17 protein-coding genes are annotated in these 19,657 nt (G+C 63.3%); 6 read left to right on the forward strand and 11 right to left on the reverse strand.

Annotated features, from left to right (window positions below; translation table 11 throughout):
* Window positions 1–20: 20 nt before the first annotated feature.
* The 3 genes from C5N93_RS05335 to C5N93_RS28285 form a co-directional block, all read right to left on the reverse strand.
* Window positions 21–1,544, reverse strand: a complete 1,524-nt coding sequence (locus tag C5N93_RS05335; protein WP_150723039.1) for an efflux transporter outer membrane subunit — start codon at window positions 1,542–1,544, stop codon at window positions 21–23.
* 142 nt (window positions 1,545–1,686) lie between these two features.
* Window positions 1,687–2,196: a MarR family transcriptional regulator gene (locus tag C5N93_RS05340; RefSeq protein ID WP_083254314.1), complete on the reverse strand. Its 510-nt coding sequence runs from the start codon at window positions 2,194–2,196 to the stop codon at window positions 1,687–1,689.
* A 164-nt stretch (window positions 2,197–2,360) separates the two neighbouring features.
* Window positions 2,361–2,495, reverse strand: coding sequence for a hypothetical protein (locus C5N93_RS28285; protein WP_277990216.1), 135 nt, complete (start codon window positions 2,493–2,495; stop codon window positions 2,361–2,363).
* Between C5N93_RS28285 and typA the strand changes: the two genes are divergently transcribed.
* Both typA and C5N93_RS05350 read left to right on the forward strand, forming a co-directional pair.
* Window positions 2,494–4,317 carry a translational GTPase TypA gene (typA, locus tag C5N93_RS05345; protein WP_069344902.1) on the forward strand — a complete coding sequence of 608 codons (1,824 nt, stop codon included), beginning with the start codon at window positions 2,494–2,496 and terminating at the stop codon, window positions 4,315–4,317. The genes C5N93_RS28285 and typA overlap by 2 nt on opposite strands.
* A 272-nt stretch (window positions 4,318–4,589) precedes the next feature.
* On the forward strand, window positions 4,590–5,711 hold the full coding sequence (locus C5N93_RS05350) for an enoyl-CoA hydratase/isomerase family protein (protein WP_242558541.1): 1,122 nt from the start codon (window positions 4,590–4,592) through the stop codon (window positions 5,709–5,711).
* 174 nt (window positions 5,712–5,885) lie between these two features.
* Here C5N93_RS05350 and C5N93_RS05355 read toward each other — a convergent pair whose 3' ends face one another.
* From C5N93_RS05355 to C5N93_RS05390, 8 genes are all read right to left on the reverse strand, one after another.
* Window positions 5,886–6,308, reverse strand: coding sequence for a hypothetical protein (locus tag C5N93_RS05355; RefSeq protein ID WP_242558542.1), 423 nt, complete (start codon window positions 6,306–6,308; stop codon window positions 5,886–5,888).
* 239 nt (window positions 6,309–6,547) lie between these two features.
* Complete coding sequence (gene lexA, locus C5N93_RS05360) at window positions 6,548–7,201, reverse strand: transcriptional repressor LexA (protein ID WP_150723043.1); 654 nt, start codon at window positions 7,199–7,201, stop codon at window positions 6,548–6,550.
* A 187-nt stretch (window positions 7,202–7,388) separates the two neighbouring features.
* Entirely contained in the window at window positions 7,389–7,754 is a 366-nt protein-coding gene (locus tag C5N93_RS05365; RefSeq protein WP_242558543.1) for a copper-binding protein, read from the reverse strand.
* A complete protein-coding gene (locus tag C5N93_RS05370) occupies window positions 7,751–11,029 on the reverse strand; it encodes an efflux RND transporter permease subunit (protein WP_242558544.1) in 3,279 nt (1,092 codons plus the stop codon). Before C5N93_RS05370 ends, C5N93_RS05365 begins: the two co-directional genes overlap by 4 nt.
* Complete coding sequence (locus C5N93_RS05375) at window positions 11,026–12,447, reverse strand: efflux RND transporter periplasmic adaptor subunit (protein ID WP_242558545.1); 1,422 nt, start codon at window positions 12,445–12,447, stop codon at window positions 11,026–11,028. Before C5N93_RS05375 ends, C5N93_RS05370 begins: the two co-directional genes overlap by 4 nt.
* Window positions 12,448–12,458: 11 nt before the next feature.
* Window positions 12,459–13,754: a TolC family protein gene (locus tag C5N93_RS05380; RefSeq protein WP_242558555.1), complete on the reverse strand. Its 1,296-nt coding sequence runs from the start codon at window positions 13,752–13,754 to the stop codon at window positions 12,459–12,461.
* 95 nt (window positions 13,755–13,849) lie between these two features.
* Window positions 13,850–14,269: a hypothetical protein gene (locus C5N93_RS05385; RefSeq protein ID WP_242558546.1), complete on the reverse strand. Its 420-nt coding sequence runs from the start codon at window positions 14,267–14,269 to the stop codon at window positions 13,850–13,852.
* Between the two features lie 86 nt (window positions 14,270–14,355).
* Window positions 14,356–15,867 (reverse strand): FAD-dependent monooxygenase, encoded by a 1,512-nt coding sequence (locus C5N93_RS05390; protein ID WP_242558547.1) that lies wholly within the window; start codon window positions 15,865–15,867, stop codon window positions 14,356–14,358.
* Window positions 15,868–15,921: 54 nt separating this feature from the next.
* Between C5N93_RS05390 and C5N93_RS05395 the strand changes: the two genes are divergently transcribed.
* The 4 genes from C5N93_RS05395 to cysW all read left to right on the forward strand — a co-directional run bounded on the left by C5N93_RS05395 (window position 15,922) and on the right by cysW (window position 19,634).
* Window positions 15,922–16,569 carry a TetR/AcrR family transcriptional regulator gene (locus tag C5N93_RS05395; RefSeq protein WP_242558548.1) on the forward strand — a complete coding sequence of 216 codons (648 nt, stop codon included), beginning with the start codon at window positions 15,922–15,924 and terminating at the stop codon, window positions 16,567–16,569.
* 172 nt (window positions 16,570–16,741) lie between these two features.
* A complete protein-coding gene (locus C5N93_RS05400) occupies window positions 16,742–17,773 on the forward strand; it encodes a sulfate ABC transporter substrate-binding protein (protein WP_277990217.1) in 1,032 nt (343 codons plus the stop codon).
* 18 nt (window positions 17,774–17,791) lie between these two features.
* Window positions 17,792–18,655: a sulfate ABC transporter permease subunit CysT gene (gene cysT, locus C5N93_RS05405; RefSeq protein WP_069344912.1), complete on the forward strand. Its 864-nt coding sequence runs from the start codon at window positions 17,792–17,794 to the stop codon at window positions 18,653–18,655.
* 73 nt (window positions 18,656–18,728) lie between these two features.
* A complete protein-coding gene (gene cysW / locus C5N93_RS05410; protein WP_242558549.1) occupies window positions 18,729–19,634 on the forward strand; it encodes a sulfate ABC transporter permease subunit CysW in 906 nt (301 codons plus the stop codon).
* Window positions 19,635–19,657 lie beyond the last annotated feature (23 nt).

A 19,657-nucleotide genomic window follows, 5' to 3' on the forward strand; every position in this document is an offset into this window, starting at 1 on the left:
TTTGTGTGGCGCTCAGGGCCTTAGTGGGACTGTGCGCTGACGGATTCACCGTCCGTCTTTGCCGGGCGTTCCTGTCCGACGACGAGGCCCGCGGCCTGTGCGTCGAAGCCGCCGCCCAGCGCCTTGATCAGACCGATCTGCTGGTCGCGGCGGGCGAAGTCGATATTCACGCGCGCCTGTTCCTGCGCGAGCAGCGACGACTCGGCGGTGAGCACGGTCAGTTGCGGCGTCAGGCCGGCCTTGTAGCGATCGATCGCGAGGTCGTAGGCGCGTTGCGCGGCGTCTTGCGCCACGCGTTGCGACACCATCTGCTTGTCGGCCGAACGAATCGACGACATGCGATCGGCGATGTCGCCGAGGGCCTTGTTCAGCGTGGAGTCGTAGTTCGCCACGGCGCTCTCATAGGCCGCGTACTGACCCTTCAGGTTGGCGCGCAACCGGCCGCCGTCGAAGATCGGCAGCGAGATCACCGGACCGGCCTGGATGTTCTGGCTGGTCGGGTCGATCAGCTTGCCCAGCCCGAAGGTGGAGAAGCCGAACGCGGCGTTCAGGTTCACGTCCGGATAGAAGCGGGCCTTGGCGACATCCACGCCCTGAAGCTGCGATTCGACGCCCCAGCGTGCCGAGACGATGTCCGGGCGACGGCCGAGCAGGGCGAGCGGCAGGTTATCGGGCAGGGCAGGCGTGGCCAGTTGGGCGAGCTTCGGCGGTGCAATCTCCAGACCACGATCCGGACCCTTGCCAAGGAGCACGCCGAGTTGATGGCGCGTGAGCAGGATCTGGCCGTCGAGCTGCGCGAGCTGCGTCTGAATGTCGGCGCTGTTGCTGTCGGCCTGTTTCTGCTCGACTTGCGTGTCGAGTCCGGCGCGCACGCGATCCGACGTCAGCTTGCCGAGGTTCTGGCGTTGCTTGCCGATGCGATCGAGCACGTCGTGCAGGGCATATTGCTGAGCCAACTGGTTGTACGCGCGGGCCACGGCGGTCGACAGGGCGAGACGCACTTCCTGATCTTCGGCTTCTTCGGCGCGCTCGGCTGAGGTGGCCTGAGCGCGTGCCGAACGGTTCTTGCCCCAGAGATCGAGTTCCCACGACAGCGAGGCAGTCAGATCGCCCTGCGTGAACCACGTGCCGCCGTAACCCGGCGGGTAAATGGTGTTCTGTGTGAATTGCGTGCGATACACGTCGCCCGAGAAGCCGACCGACGGCAGCAGCGCAGCGGCCGCGCCTTCGGTCTGTGCCTGCGCGGCCTTGAGACGGGCGGCGGCCATGGCGAGATCGGGGTTGCCGACGAGGGCTTCGTCGATCAGGGAGACGAGTTGCGGATCACCGAAACGCTGTGCCCAGTCGGTGCCCGGCCACTGGCCGCCCTCGGAGGGCAGGCTGCGCTGGGTCTGATACTGATCGGGCGTGCTGATCTGCTTGTCGCTATGGATGCCGGCGAAGTTTGCACAACCGGCAAAGCCCAGCGTCACAGCCGCCAGACAAATGGCGGAAATCGCTGAGCGGGCCCGCAGATGCGGGAGGAACGGTGAGGCCGCTTTCATCGCAAAACCTTTACGAGTGAAGTCTTGTACTGACAGTAATCGGGAAACTGCTGCTGGCGAGGCCTTGAAATAGTGGACTCGACAGGCTTTTTCGAAGGGAAATCAATGGATTCCGGACGTTTTCAGGATCGGTTCGCCGCCGTCATCCGACTTCGCCGTTGGCAATCACCCGTCGCAGCAGACTCTTCAGAAATCCCACTTCTTCCACGCTGAAACCACGCATCAGATGGTCGGCGGCGCGCGTAAAGATGTCCGGCATCCGGTCGGCCATGGCATAGCCGGCCTCGGTCGCACTCAGGTTCACGGTGCGTCGGTCCATCTTGCTGCGCTCGCGAACGAGCAGTCCGTGGGCTTCGAGCCGGTCGAGCAGCCGGGTCACGGCGCTCGCATCTATACAGTAGTCACGCGCCAGATCGGCTGCCGTCTTGCTTTTGCCCGTCGCCACCTTGTAGAGCATGGTGGCCTGCGTGCTGGTGAGACCGTACTGCGACGTTTCCTTCGTCAATTCCGCCAGGATCAACTGACGCACACGCGCCACCAGGTACCCGAGCGAATCGTCGATGTTGTAGCCGTCACGTGGGGGATCGGCTTGCGGCGCTTCCGGCTGAGACGTCGGCACGGTCGCGGAGGAAGTCACAGGAGGTTCGGACATTTTCGTGCTGCTGCAATAGTTGACTTGTCACGATTATAGCGGGTACTTAATTAATTTCAAGTCGATGCAATAGTTGACTAGGCAAATATTGCGGTGAAAATTAGACGAAATGCTCTAGGATGGTGCGCTGCGGGGGAATCCGAGGGGGGCGGAAGGAGAGGATGTCACTCGGAAATTTCGTGACGCCCGTGAGTCAGCAAAGGGCGGCGTTGTTGCAATGCAGAAAGGCCATGACGCGAGACGCATGCAAGTGGTAGAATCGCGGATTCTCCAAAGGCTTTTTCGAGCACCTCTTTCATGACCCGCGCTCTCCGTAATATCGCCATCATCGCGCACGTCGACCACGGCAAAACCACGCTCGTCGACCAGTTGCTGCGCCAGTCGGGCACCTTCCGCGAAAACCAGCAAGTCGCTGAACGCGTGATGGACTCGAACGACATTGAAAAAGAGCGCGGCATCACGATCCTCGCCAAAAACTGCGCCGTCGAATACGAAGGCACGCACATCAACATCGTCGACACGCCGGGACACGCGGACTTCGGCGGTGAAGTGGAGCGTGTGCTCTCGATGGTCGACAGCGTGCTGCTGGTCGTCGACGCCGTTGAAGGCCCGATGCCGCAAACGCGCTTCGTGACCCGCAAGGCCCTGGGCCTCGGTCTGAAGCCGATCGTTGTGGTCAACAAGATCGACCGCCCGGGCGCACGTCCGGACTGGGTCATCGACCAGACGTTCGACCTGATGGACAAGCTCGGTGCGACCAACGAACAGCTCGACTTCCCGGTCGTCTACGCGTCGGCCCTGAACGGTTTCGCGAGCCTCGATTCGGACGTTCGCGAAGGCACGATGAAGCCGCTTTTCGACGCGATTCTCGAACACGTGCCGGTGCGCGACGCCGATGCGGACGCGCCTCTGCAATTGCAGATCAGCTCGCTCGACTACTCGACGTTCGTCGGCCGCATCGGTATCGGCCGTATCACGCGTGGCCGCATCAAGCCGGGCCAGCAAGTCGTGATGCGTTCGGGCCCGGACGGTGAAATTCTCAAGCGCAAGATCAACCAGGTTCTGACGTTCAAGGGGCTGGAGCGCGTGATGACGGAAGAAGGCGCACAAGCCGGCGACATCGTGCTGATCAACGGTATCGAAGACGTGGGCATCGGCGCGACGATCTGCGACGTGGAAACGCCTGAAGCGTTGCCGCTGCTGACCGTCGACGAGCCGACGCTCACGATGAACTTCTGCGTGAACACGTCGCCGCTCGCCGGCCGTGAAGGCAAGTTCGTGACGAGCCGTCAGATCCGCGACCGTCTGGACAAGGAACTGAATCACAACGTGGCGCTGCGCGTGAAAGACACCGACGAAGATTCCGTCTTCGAAGTGTCGGGCCGTGGCGAACTGCACCTGACGATTCTGATCGAGAACATGCGTCGCGAGGGCTATGAACTGGCCGTGTCGCGTCCGCGCGTGGTGCTCAAGGAAATCGACGGCGTGAAGCACGAGCCGTACGAAATGCTGACCATCGACCTGGAAGACGAACACCAGGGCGCGGTCATGGAAGAAATCGGCCGCCGCAAGGGCGAAATGCTGGACATGGTGTCGGACGGCCGTGGCCGTACGCGCCTCGAATACCGCATTCCGGCACGTGGTCTGATCGGCTTCCAGGGCGACTTCCTGTCGATGACCCGTGGTACGGGCCTGATGAGCCACATCTTCGATGCCTACGCCCCGCTCAAGGATGGTTCGCTGGGCGAGCGTCGCAACGGCGTGCTGATTTCGCAGGACGACGGCGCTGCTGTGGCCTACGCTCTGTGGAAGCTGCAAGATCGCGGCCGCATGTTCGTGTCGCCGGGCGACGCGCTGTACGAAGGCATGATCATCGGTATCCACAGCCGTGACAACGACCTCGTGGTCAACCCGATCAAGGGTAAGCAGCTCACGAACGTGCGTGCGTCGGGTACCGACGAAGCCGTGCGTCTGGTGCCGCCGATCGCGCTGAACCTCGAATACGCCGTGGAATTCATCGACGACGATGAACTGGTGGAAGTCACGCCGCTGACGATTCGCCTGCGCAAGCGTCACCTGAAGGAACACGAGCGCAAGCGCGCTTCGCGCGAAGAGAAGTAATGCCGGCGACGGTGTGCGCGGTGCGATGGATGTGAGTTCATATGCCGCGATGCCAGTCTGTTGGAAGAAAAGCCGGTGCCTTGCGCCGGCTTTTTTGTTTGCCGTCTCGTTTGTCGTTTTGATGGTGTCTTTGCTCGCGCCGAGTGCTTGAGGGCAATGTCCCATGTGCGCCGGCGGTCAATCCCCCTGGGGATCGTGACGTGCCTTTGCCGGATGGTCGGCGGGGCCATGCCAGATCCATTTCGTTGACGCTTGTGAATCGTTCACCAGACATGACCGAATTTGTTCGAACCGAAATCCGCGGCCGCATCGGCTTTATCACGCTGGCACGTCCGAAGGCGCTCAACGCGCTCTCGCACGACATGATTCGTGCGATGGCGTCGGCGCTTGCCGAATGGCGCGACGATCCGGCGGTGCTGGGTGTGGTGTTGCAGGGAGAGGGAGAGAAGGGGCTGTGCGCTGGTGGCGACATTCGCTATTTCCATGAGGCGATCGGTGCCGGGCGCACGGATATCATGGATTTCTTCACCGACGAGTACGTGCTGAACTACACCATTGCTTCGTATCCGAAGCCTTACATCGCGTTGATGGACGGTGTCGTGATGGGCGGTGGTATGGGAATTTCACAAGGGGCTGCGCTGCGTATCGTGACGGAAGCCACGCGCATGGCGATGCCGGAGACGGCTATCGGCCTGTTCCCCGACGTCGGCGGCGGCTTCTTTCTCGCGAACCTGGCGGGTCATCTCGGTGAGTACCTTGGGACAACGGGTGTCGTGTTTGGCGCTGTCGACGCATGCGAAATCGGTCTGGCCGATGTCGTACTGCCGCGCGCCTCGTTGCCGGCGCTGTGCGAGCATCTCGCCCGTGGCGATTGGCCTGACAGCGACGCCGTGCTCGACGCCGCGCGGCGTTTCTGTCGCGAAAGTCTTCCCCCGGCAGGGCTCGCACCAGGCAAGCTGGCGCCGTTGCGCGACGTCATCGACGAGCACTTCGCGCTGGCCGACATGCCGGCGATCCTGAAGGCGCTCAAACTCGAAGCGCGTTGCGAGTATTCAGGTTGGGCGGAGGAGACGGAAGACCTGCTGCGTACCAAGCGCTCGCCGCTCATGGTGTGTGTGGCGCTGGAACAGGTACGTCGCGCACGCAAACTGTCGCTGGCGGACGAACTGCGCGAAGAGTGGTTGATGATGCGCAGTGTCTTCAACCTCGACGGTCGCACGGGCGCCGAAGGCGTAGAGGGCATTCGCGCGATGGTGGTCGACAAGGACCACAAGCCACGCTGGCAACACCCGAGCATCGAAGCGGTCAAGCCGGAAGACGTCCGGCGATTCTTCGACGGCGAGCGGTGCGGCGCAGACAATCCGCTACGCGACCTCGGCAAGTCGCCCGAATAAGCCCGCGCTCGCCCTCGATCGATGTATCGGATCTGCGAACCGGCATCGCCGGTAGTTTCGAGGTCTTGAGCGCAAGCCGACGATTCCATCAGCGATACCGTCAACAAGTCCGACACGCGCGTGCTACCTCTGCGACCAGGGGCGATGCGTGGGTCGTCGGTGGCACGACTGAGGTTACACCGCCGCCTGACAGAACTGTTCGCCGACGGCCTGATCGAGCTTGCGGCAAATGTCTGCGAACGTGCCGACCATCACGATGTGCGACATATCGCGATAGACGCGCACGTCATGACTTTTCTCTACCGCCTGGCTGTCACGCCGCGCTTGCGGTTCGCGCACATCACGCGATGCCTTGACGGCTTTTCCGGCAGGGCAGGCGCGACGCGTGGCCGTCGCCATGGCCGCCGCAATCGTGCGTGGCAACGTTGTGGTGCGAGTGCGCGCGGGCACCGTGTAGGAGCGGGCGATGGCGGGGGCTGATGCGAACGGGCCGGACAACGCCGACAGTCCGTACACCGCCGAGAGTCGCGTCTGTGATGACACGCGCACGCGCGGTTGACCAAGCGACGTACGCAGCAAACCTAAGAGTCGAGCCATGATGCGATCCTTCTTCCAATGCGGGTCAGAGGGACGTGTTCTGCTGTCTGGTGAATCTTCGATGGCACGGCGAAATCCGGTGCAAGAAGGCTTCGCAATGCGTCATCACAAATCACGGGCGCAGCAGGGCACGGGCGCCGGACCCAGCCCGGCGCAGTCGGAAATGCAAAACTTCAGGGAGTGGGGCGACGCGCTATGTTGCTACGTCAGGCCGCCCCGGTATTCGCGCTGAACGACCGTCAGAGATCGTTATTGCGGATCAAGCCGACCGCAATCCCTTCCAACGCAAAATCACCACTGCCTTCGTCGACATTGATGTTTTCGAAGTCGGGGTTTTCGGCAATCAATTCGACGCCGCCCTTGACGCGGTGAAAACGTTTGACGGTCACGTCGTCGCCGATACGGGCCACGACGATCTGGCCTTCACGTGCGTCTGCGGCTTTCTGAACCGCGAGCAGATCGCCGTCGAGAATGCCGGCATCGCGCATCGACATCCCGCGCACCTTCAACAGGTAGTCAGGCTGGCGCGCGAACATGTTCGGGTCGCACTGGAAGTTACGTTCGATATGTTCCTGCGCCAGAATCGGGCTACCCGCGGCAACGCGCCCGACCAGCGGCAGCGACAGTTGCATCAGGCCCATATGCGGCAACGTGAACTGGTGGGCGCCACCGGCGTCGTCAAGACGCTTGAGGCGAATGCCGCGCGACTGACCGGCCGCAAGCTCGATCACCCCTTTGCGCGCCAGCGCCCGCAGGTGCTCCTCCGCAGCGTTGGCGGAAGAAAAGCCCAGCTCGGCGGCAATCTCCGCGCGCGTCGGCGGAAAGCCGGTGCGTTCGATCGCTTGCTGAACCAGTTCGTAGACCTGCTGTTGACGGGCGGTAAGTTTGATCATGGCATCACTGTATGGAAGCACAGGTGGCTGTATTTTTGTACAGTGTTTGCAAAAACGCAAGGGAAAACTTCATGTAGTGGATGAAGTTCCTGCCACACGCCCCGGCGTGGGGGGCGTTCGGATGGCCCGGCACGGCCATGCGACGGGCTTCCCGTCCTGGGAGGCCCGCCACTGGCGCTTTGGTGGCTTACTTGTCCATTCTGACGATAGTGAGCGTGCCGCTTACGTTCTCCACGCGTACACGGACCTTCTCACCCGCATGGACGCCCTTGGCCATTGCAGCGTCTTTCGCCTTGTACGCCATGGTCATGGCGGGCATGCCGATGTTGGCCATCGTGCCGTGCTGGAGCATCACCATGCCGGTCGACGTATCGACGCTCTTGACGGTTGCATCGGTCAGCGCGGCGTTGGCGTCCGCCGTGGAGGCCGGTGTGGAGGCCGGTGTGGTGGTCGGTTTGGCGGGCATCGCCATATTGCCCATGTCACCGGCGGCAAACGCCGATGCGCTGAGCGAGGCCAACAGAACACCCGAGACGACAAGAACTTGCTTCATTGCTTTTCTCCAGAGAGAGTGGACGGCACATCTGTGCCGGGGGATACAACAGGGGAAACGACAGGGGAAATTACGACTACGTCGGGCGCCGCGTCGGAAACGGCCACATGCGTCGCATCGGAAGACGTGCCTGCATGAGGCGCGAGAGACTTCAGACGTCGACGTTGCAGCAGCAGCCACGCGGCTGGAATGACAAACATGGACAGCAGCGGGGCGGTGATCATGCCGCCGACCATCGGCGCGGCAATGCGCTGCATGACTTCGGAGCCGGCACCGTGACCGATCATGATCGGCACGAGGCCCGCGAGAATGACGGCGACGGTCATGGCCTTGGGGCGTACTCGCAACACCGCGCCCTCACGAATGGCGTCGATGAGCAACGCTTCGTTCAGCGTGGCGCCGTTTGCCAGATGCCGCGCCAATGCGCCACGCAGGTACAGCAACATGACCACGCCGAACTCCGCAGCCACGCCCGCCAGTGCGATGAAGCCGACTGACGTGGCGACAGACACGGCGTGTCCCAACCCCCAAATCAGCCAGAACCCGCCCACGAGCGCGAACGGAATCGTCGACATCAGCATCAACGCATCGACCGCGGAGTTGAACGTCAGGAAGAGCAGCACGAAGATCACGGCGAGCGTGATGGGAATCACGGTGCGCAACTTCGCCGCCGCGCGTTCGAGATACTCGAACTGTCCGGACCATGCGATGGAATAGCCGGGGGGCACCGCGACTTTCTCGGCAACAAGCCGCTGCATGCCGGCGACCGCCGTTTGCAGATCGGTGTTCCGGATGTCGACGTAGACGTACCCGGACAGGCGTGCGTTTTCGCTGCGAATCATCGGTGGCCCGTCTTCGATGCGAATCGCGGCCACGTCGCCCAGACGGATCTGCGCGCCGCGATCCGTCACGATCGGCAGATCGCGAAGCGTCTGCAGCGAGTCGCGAAATTCACGCGGATAGCGCAGATTGATCGGAAAACGTTCACGGCCCGCAATCACTTCGCCCACGTTGTCGCCGCCCACGGCCGAAGCCACCACGGCCTGAATGTCGGCAATCGCCAGGCCATAGCGCGCTGCCGCGAGCCTGTCGATGTCGACGTCGACATAACGCCCGCCGTTGATGCGCTCGGCAAGCACGGAAGTGACGCCCGGTGCGTGCCTGATGGTCTCCTCGATCTGCGACGCGATCTTGTCGATCTGTGCGAGATCGGGGCCGGATATCTTCACGCCCACGGGCGTCTTGATGCCGGTCGAGAGCATGTCCAGACGGTTGCGAATCGGCGGTACCCACACGTTCGACAAGCCTGGCACTTTCACGCGGTTGTCGAGTTCGTCGATCAGCTTTTGCGGCGTCATGCCCGGGCGCCATTGATCGCGCGGTTTGAAGCGGATGGTGGTCTCGAACATTTCCAGCGGTGCGGGATCGGTGGCCGAATCGGCACGTCCGGACTTGCCGAATACCGTGTCGACTTCAGGCACGGTCTTGATGAGCCGGTCGGTCTGCTGCAACAGTTCCGAAGCCTTTGCTGCTGAAATGCCCGGCAACGCGGTCGGCATATAGAGCAGATCGCCCTCATCGAGCGGCGGCATGAACTCGCCGCCGAGCCGTGAGATCGGAATCGCGGTGAGGGCCAGCGCCACGAGCGCGGTACCGATGGCGACCCACGGACGCCGCAGGGTCGCTTCGAGCAACGGCCGGTACATCGCCATCAGCACGCGGTTGATCGGGTTCGACGCTTCGTGTGGAATGCGTCCGCGAACGAGATAGCCCATCAGCACGGGCACGAGCGTCACCGACAACCCTGCCGCCGCGGCGATCGTGTACGTCTTCGTGAACGCGAGCGGTGAGAACAGCTTGCCTTCCTGCCCTTCGAGCGAAAACACCGGAATGAACGACAGCGTGATGATCAGCAGCGAGAAGAACAGCGCGGGGCCGACTTCTGCGGCCGACTCGGCGATGAGCGTCCATCGTCGCGATGCGCTCAGTCGTTCGCCGGGGTGTTCGTGCTCGAACGCTTCGAGATGCTTGTGGGCGTTCTCGATCATCACGATCGCGGCGTCGATCATGGCGCCGATGGCGATCGCAATGCCCCCGAGCGACATCAGGTTCGCATTCACGCCCTGATAGCGCATGACGATGAACGCCGTGAGCACACCCAGCGGCAACGACAGAATGGCGACCAGTGCGCTGCGCAGATGGAACAGGAAGACGGCGCATACGATCCCGACGATGACGAACTCTTCGATGAGTTTGTCTTTCAGGTTGTCGACAGCGCGCTCGATCAGTTGCGAGCGGTCGTACGTCGTGACCAGTTCCACGCCGGGCGGCAGCGAGCGCTTCAGATCGGAGAGCTTCGCCTTGACGGCTTCGATGGTCGTGAGTGCGTTCTTGCCCGAGCGCATCACGACGACTCCGCCAGCGACTTCGCCCTGACCGTTGAGTTCGGCGACGCCGCGTCGCATCTCTGGTCCGACCTGAATGCGTGCGACATCGCCGAGCAGGACCGGTGTGCCGCCGGCGTCCGTGCGGAGCACGACATGGCGGAAGTCGTCGAGCGAGCGCAGATACGCCGTCGAGCGCACCATGTACTCCGACTCCGCCATCTCCACGACCGACCCGCCGGACGCCTGATTGGCCTTCGATAACGCTTCGGTGACCGTCGCCTGCGAGATGCCGAACGCGCGCATCTTGTCCGGATCGAGCACGACCTGATACTGACGCACCATGCCGCCGATGGAGGCGACTTCGGAGATGTCGGGCACGGCCTTGAGCTCGAACTTCAGGAACCAGTCGTTGAGCGCACGCAGTTGGCCCAGATCGTGACGTCCGGTACGGTCGACGAGCGCGTATTCGTAGACCCAGCCCACACCGGTGGCATCCGGGCCGAGCGACACTTTCGCGCCCTGCGGCAGACGGCTTTGCACCTGATTCAGATACTCCAGCACGCGCGAACGCGCCCAGTACTGATCCGTCTTGTCGTCGAACAGCACGTAGACGAACGCGTCGCCGAACGACGAGTACGCGCGGATCGTTTTCGCGCCGGGCACGCCAAGCAGCGTCGTGGTCAGTGGGTACGTCACCTGATCTTCGATGACCTGCGGTGCCTTTCCGGGGTAGGACGCCTTGATGATGACCTGGGTATCGGAGAGATCGGGCAAGGCGTCGAGCGGCGTCTGCGTGAGCGAGTAGACGCCCCACGCAGCGATGAGTAGTGACGCGAGCAAGACCAGCAGCCGGTTGTGAATCGACCAGCGAATGAGACGCGCAATCATTGACGGTCTCCTTCGGCTGCTGAAGACGCCATGCCCGCCATGCCCGACATTTCCGGCATGGTCCGCGTAGTTGACGTTGACGTTGACGTTGACGTTGCCCGCGACGCCGACGCCGACGTTGCCGGCATGGCAGCCGAATCGCTCATCTTCGGCAACACCGACTTCAGGCTGGCTTCGGAGTCGATCAGGAACTGACCGGACGCCACCACTTCCTGACCTTCCGTCAGTCCCGCGAGAATCGCCGTGTCTGCACCGGTATCGCTACCTGTGGTGACGGTGACGGGTTGCAGACGTCCGTCGGCATTGCGCACGATCACGATGGCGCGCTTGCCGGTGGTGATGACGGCCTCGGCCGGCACGAGCAGTTGCGATACCGGTTTCGCATCGCTCAGATGCGCGCGCACGAGCATGCCCGGCGTGAGACGCTCCCCGGTGTTGTCCAGCTCGAGACGCGCTTGCAGCGTGCGACTGCCAGGATTGATGCCGGGCAGGATTTCGCGAACGCGTCCGGTGATGTGTTGCGCGTCGTCGGCAGCGAGCGTGGCGTCGACTTTCATGCCGGGACGCACGCGCAGCGCCATCGCCTCCGGAATCTCCACCACCAGCCAGAGCTTCGAGAGTCCTGCGACCTTCGCGAGTGTCTGGCCCGGTGACACCATTGCCCCGTTGCGCACGTTCAATTCAGTCAGCACGCCCGTGCGCGGCGCGCTCAGCACCACGTGGGTTTGCGGCTGGCCGGTGCGCTCAAGGCTGGCGATCAACGTCTGCGGAATGGACAGGGCGCGCATGCGGGCGCGGGACGCATCGAGCAATGCGCCATTCATTCCGCCATTCATCCCGCTATGAAGCAGCGCGAGAAACTCCTCCTGCGGTGCAAGCCAGTCCGGCACGAACAGCGAGGCCACCGGTGTGCCCTGTGCCACGTGCTGCATCGGGGCGTTTGTATACAGACGGTCGATGTAGCCGGTCACGCGCGACTGCACGACGTCCGCCTGCGACTCGTCGAATTGCGTGGCGCCAACGACGTCGAAACCGGCGGCCACCTCGGCACGCCGGACCCTGGCATAACGAATGCCGAGGTTCTGCTGCAACCCGGCGTCGATCCGGACGCCGCCGGAACCATTGCCCGCGCCGTCCCCGGCATCGGCTTCGTCGGCGTACACAGGCATGAGTTGCATGTCCATGAACGGCGACTTGCCGGGCTTATCGAAGTGCTGGCTCGGCATCATCGGATCGTGCCAGTACAGTACGCGACGCGCTTTGCCGTCGGCGGTGGCGGCGTCGCTCGGGGAGGCAGAGGCCTGCGCACTCGCCGAGGCAGAGTGTCGTCCGCCGAGGTAGCCGACATAGCCAACGCTTAGCAATGCGCTCGCCGAGAAGAGTGCCGCGCAGGCGTAAATCACAGTGTTTTTTTTCATGAGGATGTCTCTTAACGGGAGGCGGCCATCGACGGCGGAATCACCTGGTACTCGAGTTGAGCCCAGACCAGTGAGACTTCACGCTGGAGGTCGATGACTTGCAGTTGTGCATCGAGCAGGCTGCGGCGTGAGGCGAAGACGTCGGCCAGTGAGCCGGTGCCGGCTCGATAGGCCGCCGTTGCGAGCGCCACGCGTTGTTCGGCGGCAGGCAGGAGGGTGCTTTGCAGATTCGCGATGCGCTCGCGCCCGTTCGAGAGCGAAGTGGCGAGGGTGCGAATGTCCGCTTCGACCTGACGCCGTGTGTCCTGATAGGTCAGACGGGCCTTGTCGGCGAGTTCGGCCTTCTCCGCCACGTCGCGGTCCTGACGCTGTGCGCGGTTGATCGGCAGTGGAATGCTCACCCCGATGGAGACCATGTTCGAGTACTGCGCGCCACGCTGTTGATACGACACCTCCCATTTCCAGTTCGGCGTGCGATTGCTGGTGGCGACTGCGGTGTCCGCATCGGCGACGGCGATGTCGTCGGCGCCTTCCGCCAGCATCGGCTGCACGCGGGCCAGTTGCTCCGGGCTCAGCGACGGCACGGTCGAATCCAGTGACGGCGGCTCGCCCGACACGTCGGTGACCGGTGCGACGGTCCAGCGCGACAAGGCAATGAGAGCCGTGCGCTCGGCTTGCTGCGCCTTGAGGGCCTGATCCTGTGCGAGGGCCAGCATTTGTCTCGCCTGTGCGACGTCGGTCGCGGTGGACTTCGCGCCACGAAACGATGCGGTGGTCGCATCGAGTTCGTGGGTCATGTGCGAGACGAGTGCCTGCGCCACCGTTGCCGATTGCTTGGCGTAAGCGGCGTTCAGCCACGCGGCGGCCGTCTGCTGGCGGACGTTGGCGACTTGCGCCAGATACCCGGAGCGTTGCCGGTCGACGACACGGTCACCGAAGTCCGAGCGGAGCCGGCGCTTGTCCGACGACACCCACTCCTGCTCGATGCCGATGCGTCGCATCGTCATGAAGTCCTGCCCGACGGTGAACCGCTGATCGCCGTTCACGGGCAGGTTGTCGATGCCAGCCTTGAGTTCGGGATCGGGAAGTTGTCCGGCACGGGCGGCCGCTTGTGAGCTGGCCCTGACGGAGGCCTGCGCCGCTTGCAGTGAAGCGGAACGATCCATGGCCGATTGCAGGGAGGCGGCTAACGACAGCCCTGCGTCTTGCGCCAGCGCTGAGGCGCTGGCGGCGGATAGCAAAAGAAATACGGCGCACGCGCGTGCGCTGACACGCCGGTTGCCCGGCGCGTTGAAATTCGGATGCATGTGAAACCCCACGCGTACGAATGCCATGCGGCATTCGCGTCCTGAAAAGGACGATCTCGCCGTTCAGACGGCGAACCAATGGTCAGAGCAGGGGGTTACAGCGAGGTGGGTGGACGCCAGAGGCCGTCGGGGGCGCGTGAGCGCAGGGCGTCGGTGTAGAAGAAGCCGCTCTTGCGTGCGACGCTTGCCGCGCGTGCGACTTCAGGCGTGATCGCCGGGTGATAGAGGCTGCCGAGGTTGCATTGTGCGGCGACCTTGCACAAGGGGGCCTTGGTCTTGCCGCCGGACGGCATCGACATGCCGTCGCAATGATCCATGCCCGACGATGCTGCCATCGTGCTCATGTCCATCGATGACGTCATGGTTGTCATGGCCGTCATCGACATCGTGTCGCCCGGTTCGCCGGACATCGACATCTGCATCGGACAATCGCCCGCCAGGCCGCTGGCCGCCAGCCCACTGAGGGGAAGCGTTGCGCACAGCAACAGGACGAGGATGAGGCGGAGCAGTTTCACGCTGCGGAGTATAGCCGCAATCTGCGGCGTTTGAATATGACGTGGCGACACCGTGGCGGCATCGGGCGACGCCACGGCGGTATTCATCAGGCCGCAAACCACTGGCGTAAGGCATCCCTGAGACCGTCGACATCATCGGTGCGATCGTCCTCATTGCGCCATGCAATGCAGGCGTCGGGGCGCAGCAGCATCGACGGCCCTTCGCTCACCGTCACGCAACGAACGCTCGGTGCCGCAGCGGCGACGATCTGCGATGCGCGTTGCCAGGGCGTCGCGTCGAGCAACACGCCGTTGCCTTCCTGCATGGCGTCGTAGAGATAGACGCCATCGGCAAGCTGCCAGTCACCCGCGAGTCGGCCGATGTCGGGATGGTGGGCTTCGGCGCCACCAAGGTCGTAGCGTGTCGACACGCCGGTCATCATCTCGCCGATGAAGCGATTGACGTCGTCGAAGTCCATCAACCGGGCGATCAGATCGCGCATCGCACCCGATTGCGGATCGGGCCGCAGGATCGCCACCTGCGCACGCGTATTCGCCAGCACGGCTTCGGCCACGGGGCGGCGCTCGGCCGTGTAGGTGCAGAGCAGGCTGTCGGGCATGTCGCCCCGGATGACGGCGGCAAGTTTCCAGCCGAGATTGGCGGCGTCGAGCAAACCCAGACTCAGACCCTGCCCACCGAAGGGGGAGTGCACGTGGGCGGCGTCGCCGGCGAGAAACACGCGCCCCAGCCGGTAGGTGTCGACGAGTCGCGTGTTGTCCGCCCATCGGCTCGCACTATGCAACGTGTTCACCCGGACGTCTTTCCCGCTGGTGCGGCGCAGGACTTCCTCGATCTCCTCTCGTATCACTGGCGCCTGACGGTCGCGCGGCGGGCCGGAAAAGTCGAGCATGAAGAGGCGTCCGGGCACCGGGCCGTAGCAGAACACGCCGTGCGCCGTGCGATTCCAGCCGACGGGGACCAGCAGCTCGGGATGATCGACGTCCGCGATGGCTTGGTAGAACGTGAGCGTCGGCTCGGTGCCGGGGAACGCAAAGCCGCTCAACTTGCGTACGGTACTGCGTCCGCCGTCGCAGCCGATGAGGTAATCGGCTCGAAGATGACCGTCGCCTGACGGTGAGGTCCAGCGCACTTGCACGCTGTCGTCCGATGCCTCGACGGCGGTGATGTCGTGCTCGCGACGTACGTCGATACCCAACGCCCGCGCCCGTTCGGCCAGCATCGCTTCGAGGCTTGGCTGATCGACATGCCGAGGCCGGCGATCGGGATCGACCTGAGCGTCGCGCCGAATGAGGGAAAGCCCGGCGAAATGGCCATTAAACTTTGACGCGCGTACCCGCAGGTCCGACCCCGTCTGTTCGGTGAACGCGCGCATGGCGTCAGCGCCGCGCGCCTGTGCCTCGTTCACGGCAGCGCGCATGCCGCGCCGCAGTAGCGCTTCGCCTGCCAGTGGCCCGAAGGAGAGCGCCTTCATCGCCTGACTCGGTGAGGCCAGGCGCTCCAGCACGACCACTTTTGCACCGCCGAGCGTCAGTTCGATGGCGCTCAACAGACCGGCCGGCCCGGCACCCGCAATTACCACATCGATGTGTTTCGTCATATACTTCGTATATAAATGTACTGAGTACATGTAAACTAGGTCATCGGAAACGACATGTCAACGCCAACCGATTCGAAATCACTGAGGTCACGCAAGCGCCTTGCCACGCGACAGGGCATTTCCAACGCGGCGACGCGGCTTTTCCACGAGCATGGGTTCGATCACGTGACGGTGGACCAGATCGCCGCCGCCGCCGACGTAGGCCGCATGACGGTTTTCAACCACTTCCCGCGCAAGGAGGACATGTTCTTCGACCGCGACGAGGAGGGGCGTGAAGCGCTGCGCGAGGCGATCCGTGGGGGCGCTGACGGCGTCTCTCCGGTCGAGTCGCTGCGTCTGCTGGCGCACCGGCTGGTCGCGCAAGGCAGCCCGTTCGTGGATTTCTCGGCGCAAAGCCAGGGGTTCGTAAAGACGATCGAAGGCAGCGAAACCCTCAAGGCGCGTGCCCGGGCGATCCGGGACGAACTGGCCGACGTGGTGGCGCAGGCTCTGGCCGAGCGCGCCGGACGGGCATCGCCGGACGTGCAGGCCCAACTGGCGGCCGCGCTGCTGCTCGCGGCCTGGACGGTCGCCTTCCTGCACGCGCACCGGACTTTCCGGGAAACGCAGGATACCGCCGTCGCCCAGAAAAGCTTCCTGAGCCTTGTGGATCAAGGCGCAGTGGCGATCGTGACGGCATTGGCAGGCTCCCCTTACGTCTGACGGACGGTATTCATCACGCGGAAAGCCCTTTCACGGGGTGTTCGCGGTCGTCAGCACAAATTCTCTAATCCTTATTCCGGCATAAACAAAAGCGAAAATATTATTTTTAATTATTTAGACGGACTCATAGACTGGCCTCCTACACACAAGAAGCAAACAAGGAGTGCAAGTCATGAGCAAAGCAGCACGGGGATGGAAAGCTAAGAAGCTGGTAGTCGCGCTGGGCGGTCTGGCACTGGCCGCCGGCATGACGATTCAGGCGCAGGCCGCAAGCCTGTCGCTGCTCAACGTGTCGTACGACCCGACGCGCGAGCTGTACGCCGATTACAACAAGGCTTTCGAAGCCCACTACAAGCAAGTTTCCGGCGACACGGTGACGGTGAAGGCCTCGCACGGCGGCTCGGGCAAGCAGGCCCGTACCGTGCTCGATGGCGCACCCGCCGACGTCGTCACGCTCGGCATCTCGGCCGATATCGACGAACTGGCTTCCGCCGGCCTCGTGAACAAGGACTGGCAGAAGCGTCTGCCGGACAACGCCACGCCGTACACGTCGACCATCGTGCTGCTGGTGCGCAAGGGCAACCCCAAGAACATCAAGGACTGGAACGACCTCGCCAAGCCGGGTATCAGCGTGGTGACGCCGAACCCGAAGACGTCGGCCGGCGCCCGCTGGAACTACCTCGCGGCCTGGCTCTACGCGCTCAAGCAACCGGGCGGTAATGAGCAGAAGGCGCAGGAATTCGTCAAGGCGATCTATAAGAACGTCGGCGTGCTGGATTCGGGCGCGCGTGGGGCGACCACGACCTTCGTGGAGCGTGGCATCGGCGACGTGCTGATCGCCTGGGAAAACGAAGCGCTGCTGTCGGTGAAGGATCTCGGTCCGGACAAGTTCGACATCGTGGTGCCGTCGTCATCGATCCTGACGGAGCCGCCGGTGGCCATCGTCGACAAGAACGTGGACAAGCACGGTACCCGCAAGGCCGCCGAAGCCTATCTGCAATGGCTGTACTCGCCGCAAGGTCAGGAAATCGCCGCGAAGCACTTCTATCGTCCGCGTTCGCCGGAAATCGCCAAGAAGTATGAGGCGCAGTATCCGAAGCTCAAGCTCTACACGGTCGACGCCGATCTGGGCGGCTGGACGAAGACGCAGGCCAAGCACTTCGCCGACGGCGGCATCTTCGACCAGATCTACACCAAGAAGTAATCAGGCAGGGACCTTCGCATGAGTACCGCACTCTTTCCTCTGTGGCGTAAGCCAAGTGCCTTGCCGGGCTTTGGCCTGACGATGGGCTACACCGTCGCGTACCTGAGCCTTGTGGTGCTGGTGCCGTTGCTGATGGTCTTCATCAAGGCAAGCTCGCTCGACTGGGCGAGTTTCGTCACCGCTGTGAGTTCGCCGCGCGTGCTGGCGTCGTACCGCCTCACGTTCGGCATCTCGCTCGCGGCGGCGTCGCTCAACGCCGTGTTCGGTTTCATCCTGGCGTGGGTGCTGGTGCGCTACACGTTCCCGGGCAAGCGATTCGTCGATGCGCTAATCGATCTTCCGTTCGCGTTGCCGACCTCGGTGGCGGGCATCGTGCTCGCCGCGATCTACGCGCCGAACGGCTGGGTCGGACGCTGGTTCGAACCGCTCGGCATCAAGATCGCCTTCACGCCGCTGGGTATTTTCGTGGCGCTGACCTTCATCGGTCTGCCGTTCGTCGTGCGCACGCTGCAACCGGTGCTCGAAGAGTTCGAGCGCGAGCAGGAAGAAGCGGCGGCGTGCCTGGGGGCCACGCGCTGGCAGACGCTGCGTCACGTGATTCTCCCGGCGGTGTTGCCGGCGTTGCTGACGGGCTTTGCGCTGGCGTTTGCGCGTGCCGTCGGCGAGTACGGCTCGGTCATTTTCATCGCGGGCAACATCCCGATGGTCTCCGAGATCACGTCGCTGCTGATCATCACCAAGCTCGAGCAATATGACTTTGCCGGCGCGGCGGCGCTTGCCGTGGTCATGCTGCTGATCTCGTTCGTGCTGCTGTTGCTCATCAATACCCTGCAATGGTGGCTGCAACGTCGTCATTCGGGGCGTCGTGCCAGCGGTTTGTAACTGGCTGACGTCACCAGGCACAACACACAGATCACGCACAACCCGGTCCGCCTTCGAAGAGAACGTTTCGATCATGTCCGATTCACTCACACTGTCGCGCGCCTTGCCGAAAACCGCCAAGGCACGCCAATCCGATCCGACCGACGAGCCCGCGTTCGTCAAGGCCATCCTCATCGGCGTAGCGCTGCTGTTCTTCGCGCTGTTTCTCGTGTTGCCGCTCGCCTCGGTGTTCGTCACGGCACTAGGCAAGGGTGTCGCCGCTTACTGGGATGGCCTGACCAACGACGACGCGCTGTCGGCCATCCGCCTGACGCTGTTGATCGCGGTGATCGCCGTACCGCTGAATCTGGTGTTCGGGGTCGCGGCATCGTGGGCGATCGCGCGCTTCGAATTCCGGGGCAAGAGCGTACTGACCACGCTCATCGACCTGCCGTTTTCCGTATCACCGGTCGTGGCCGGGCTGACATTCCTGCTGATCTTCGGACGTCAGGGGCCGCTGTGGGATTTTCTCGACGCGCACAACCTGAAGATCGTGTTTGCATTGCCGGGGCTGGTGCTCGCGACGGTGTTCGTCACGTTCCCGTTCGTCGCACGTGAACTGATTCCACTGATGCAGGCGCAGGGCAGCGAAGAAGAAGAGGCGGCGCGCGTGTTGGGCGCGAGCGGCTGGCAGGTGTTCACGCGGGTGACGCTGCCGAAGATCAAATGGGGTCTGCTATACGGCGTGATTCTGTGTAACGCCCGTGCGATGGGCGAGTTCGGCGCGGTGTCCGTTGTCTCGGGCCATATTCGCGGCGAGACGAACACGCTGCCGCTGCACGTGGAAATTGAATACAACGACTACCACACGGTAGGGGCTTTTGCGGCAGCGTCGATTCTCGCGCTGCTGGCATTGGCAACGCTGGCCTTGAAGCTCTGGGCCGAACACAAGCTGGCGCAGGACAAGGCGGCGCGTCGTGCAGACGCCGTGCAGGCCTGAAGCGCCATCTCCGGCATCGTCAG

The sequence above is a fragment of the Pandoraea sp. LA3 genome (assembly GCF_022696215.1).
GTDB lineage: Bacteria > Pseudomonadota > Gammaproteobacteria > Burkholderiales > Burkholderiaceae > Pandoraea > Pandoraea capi.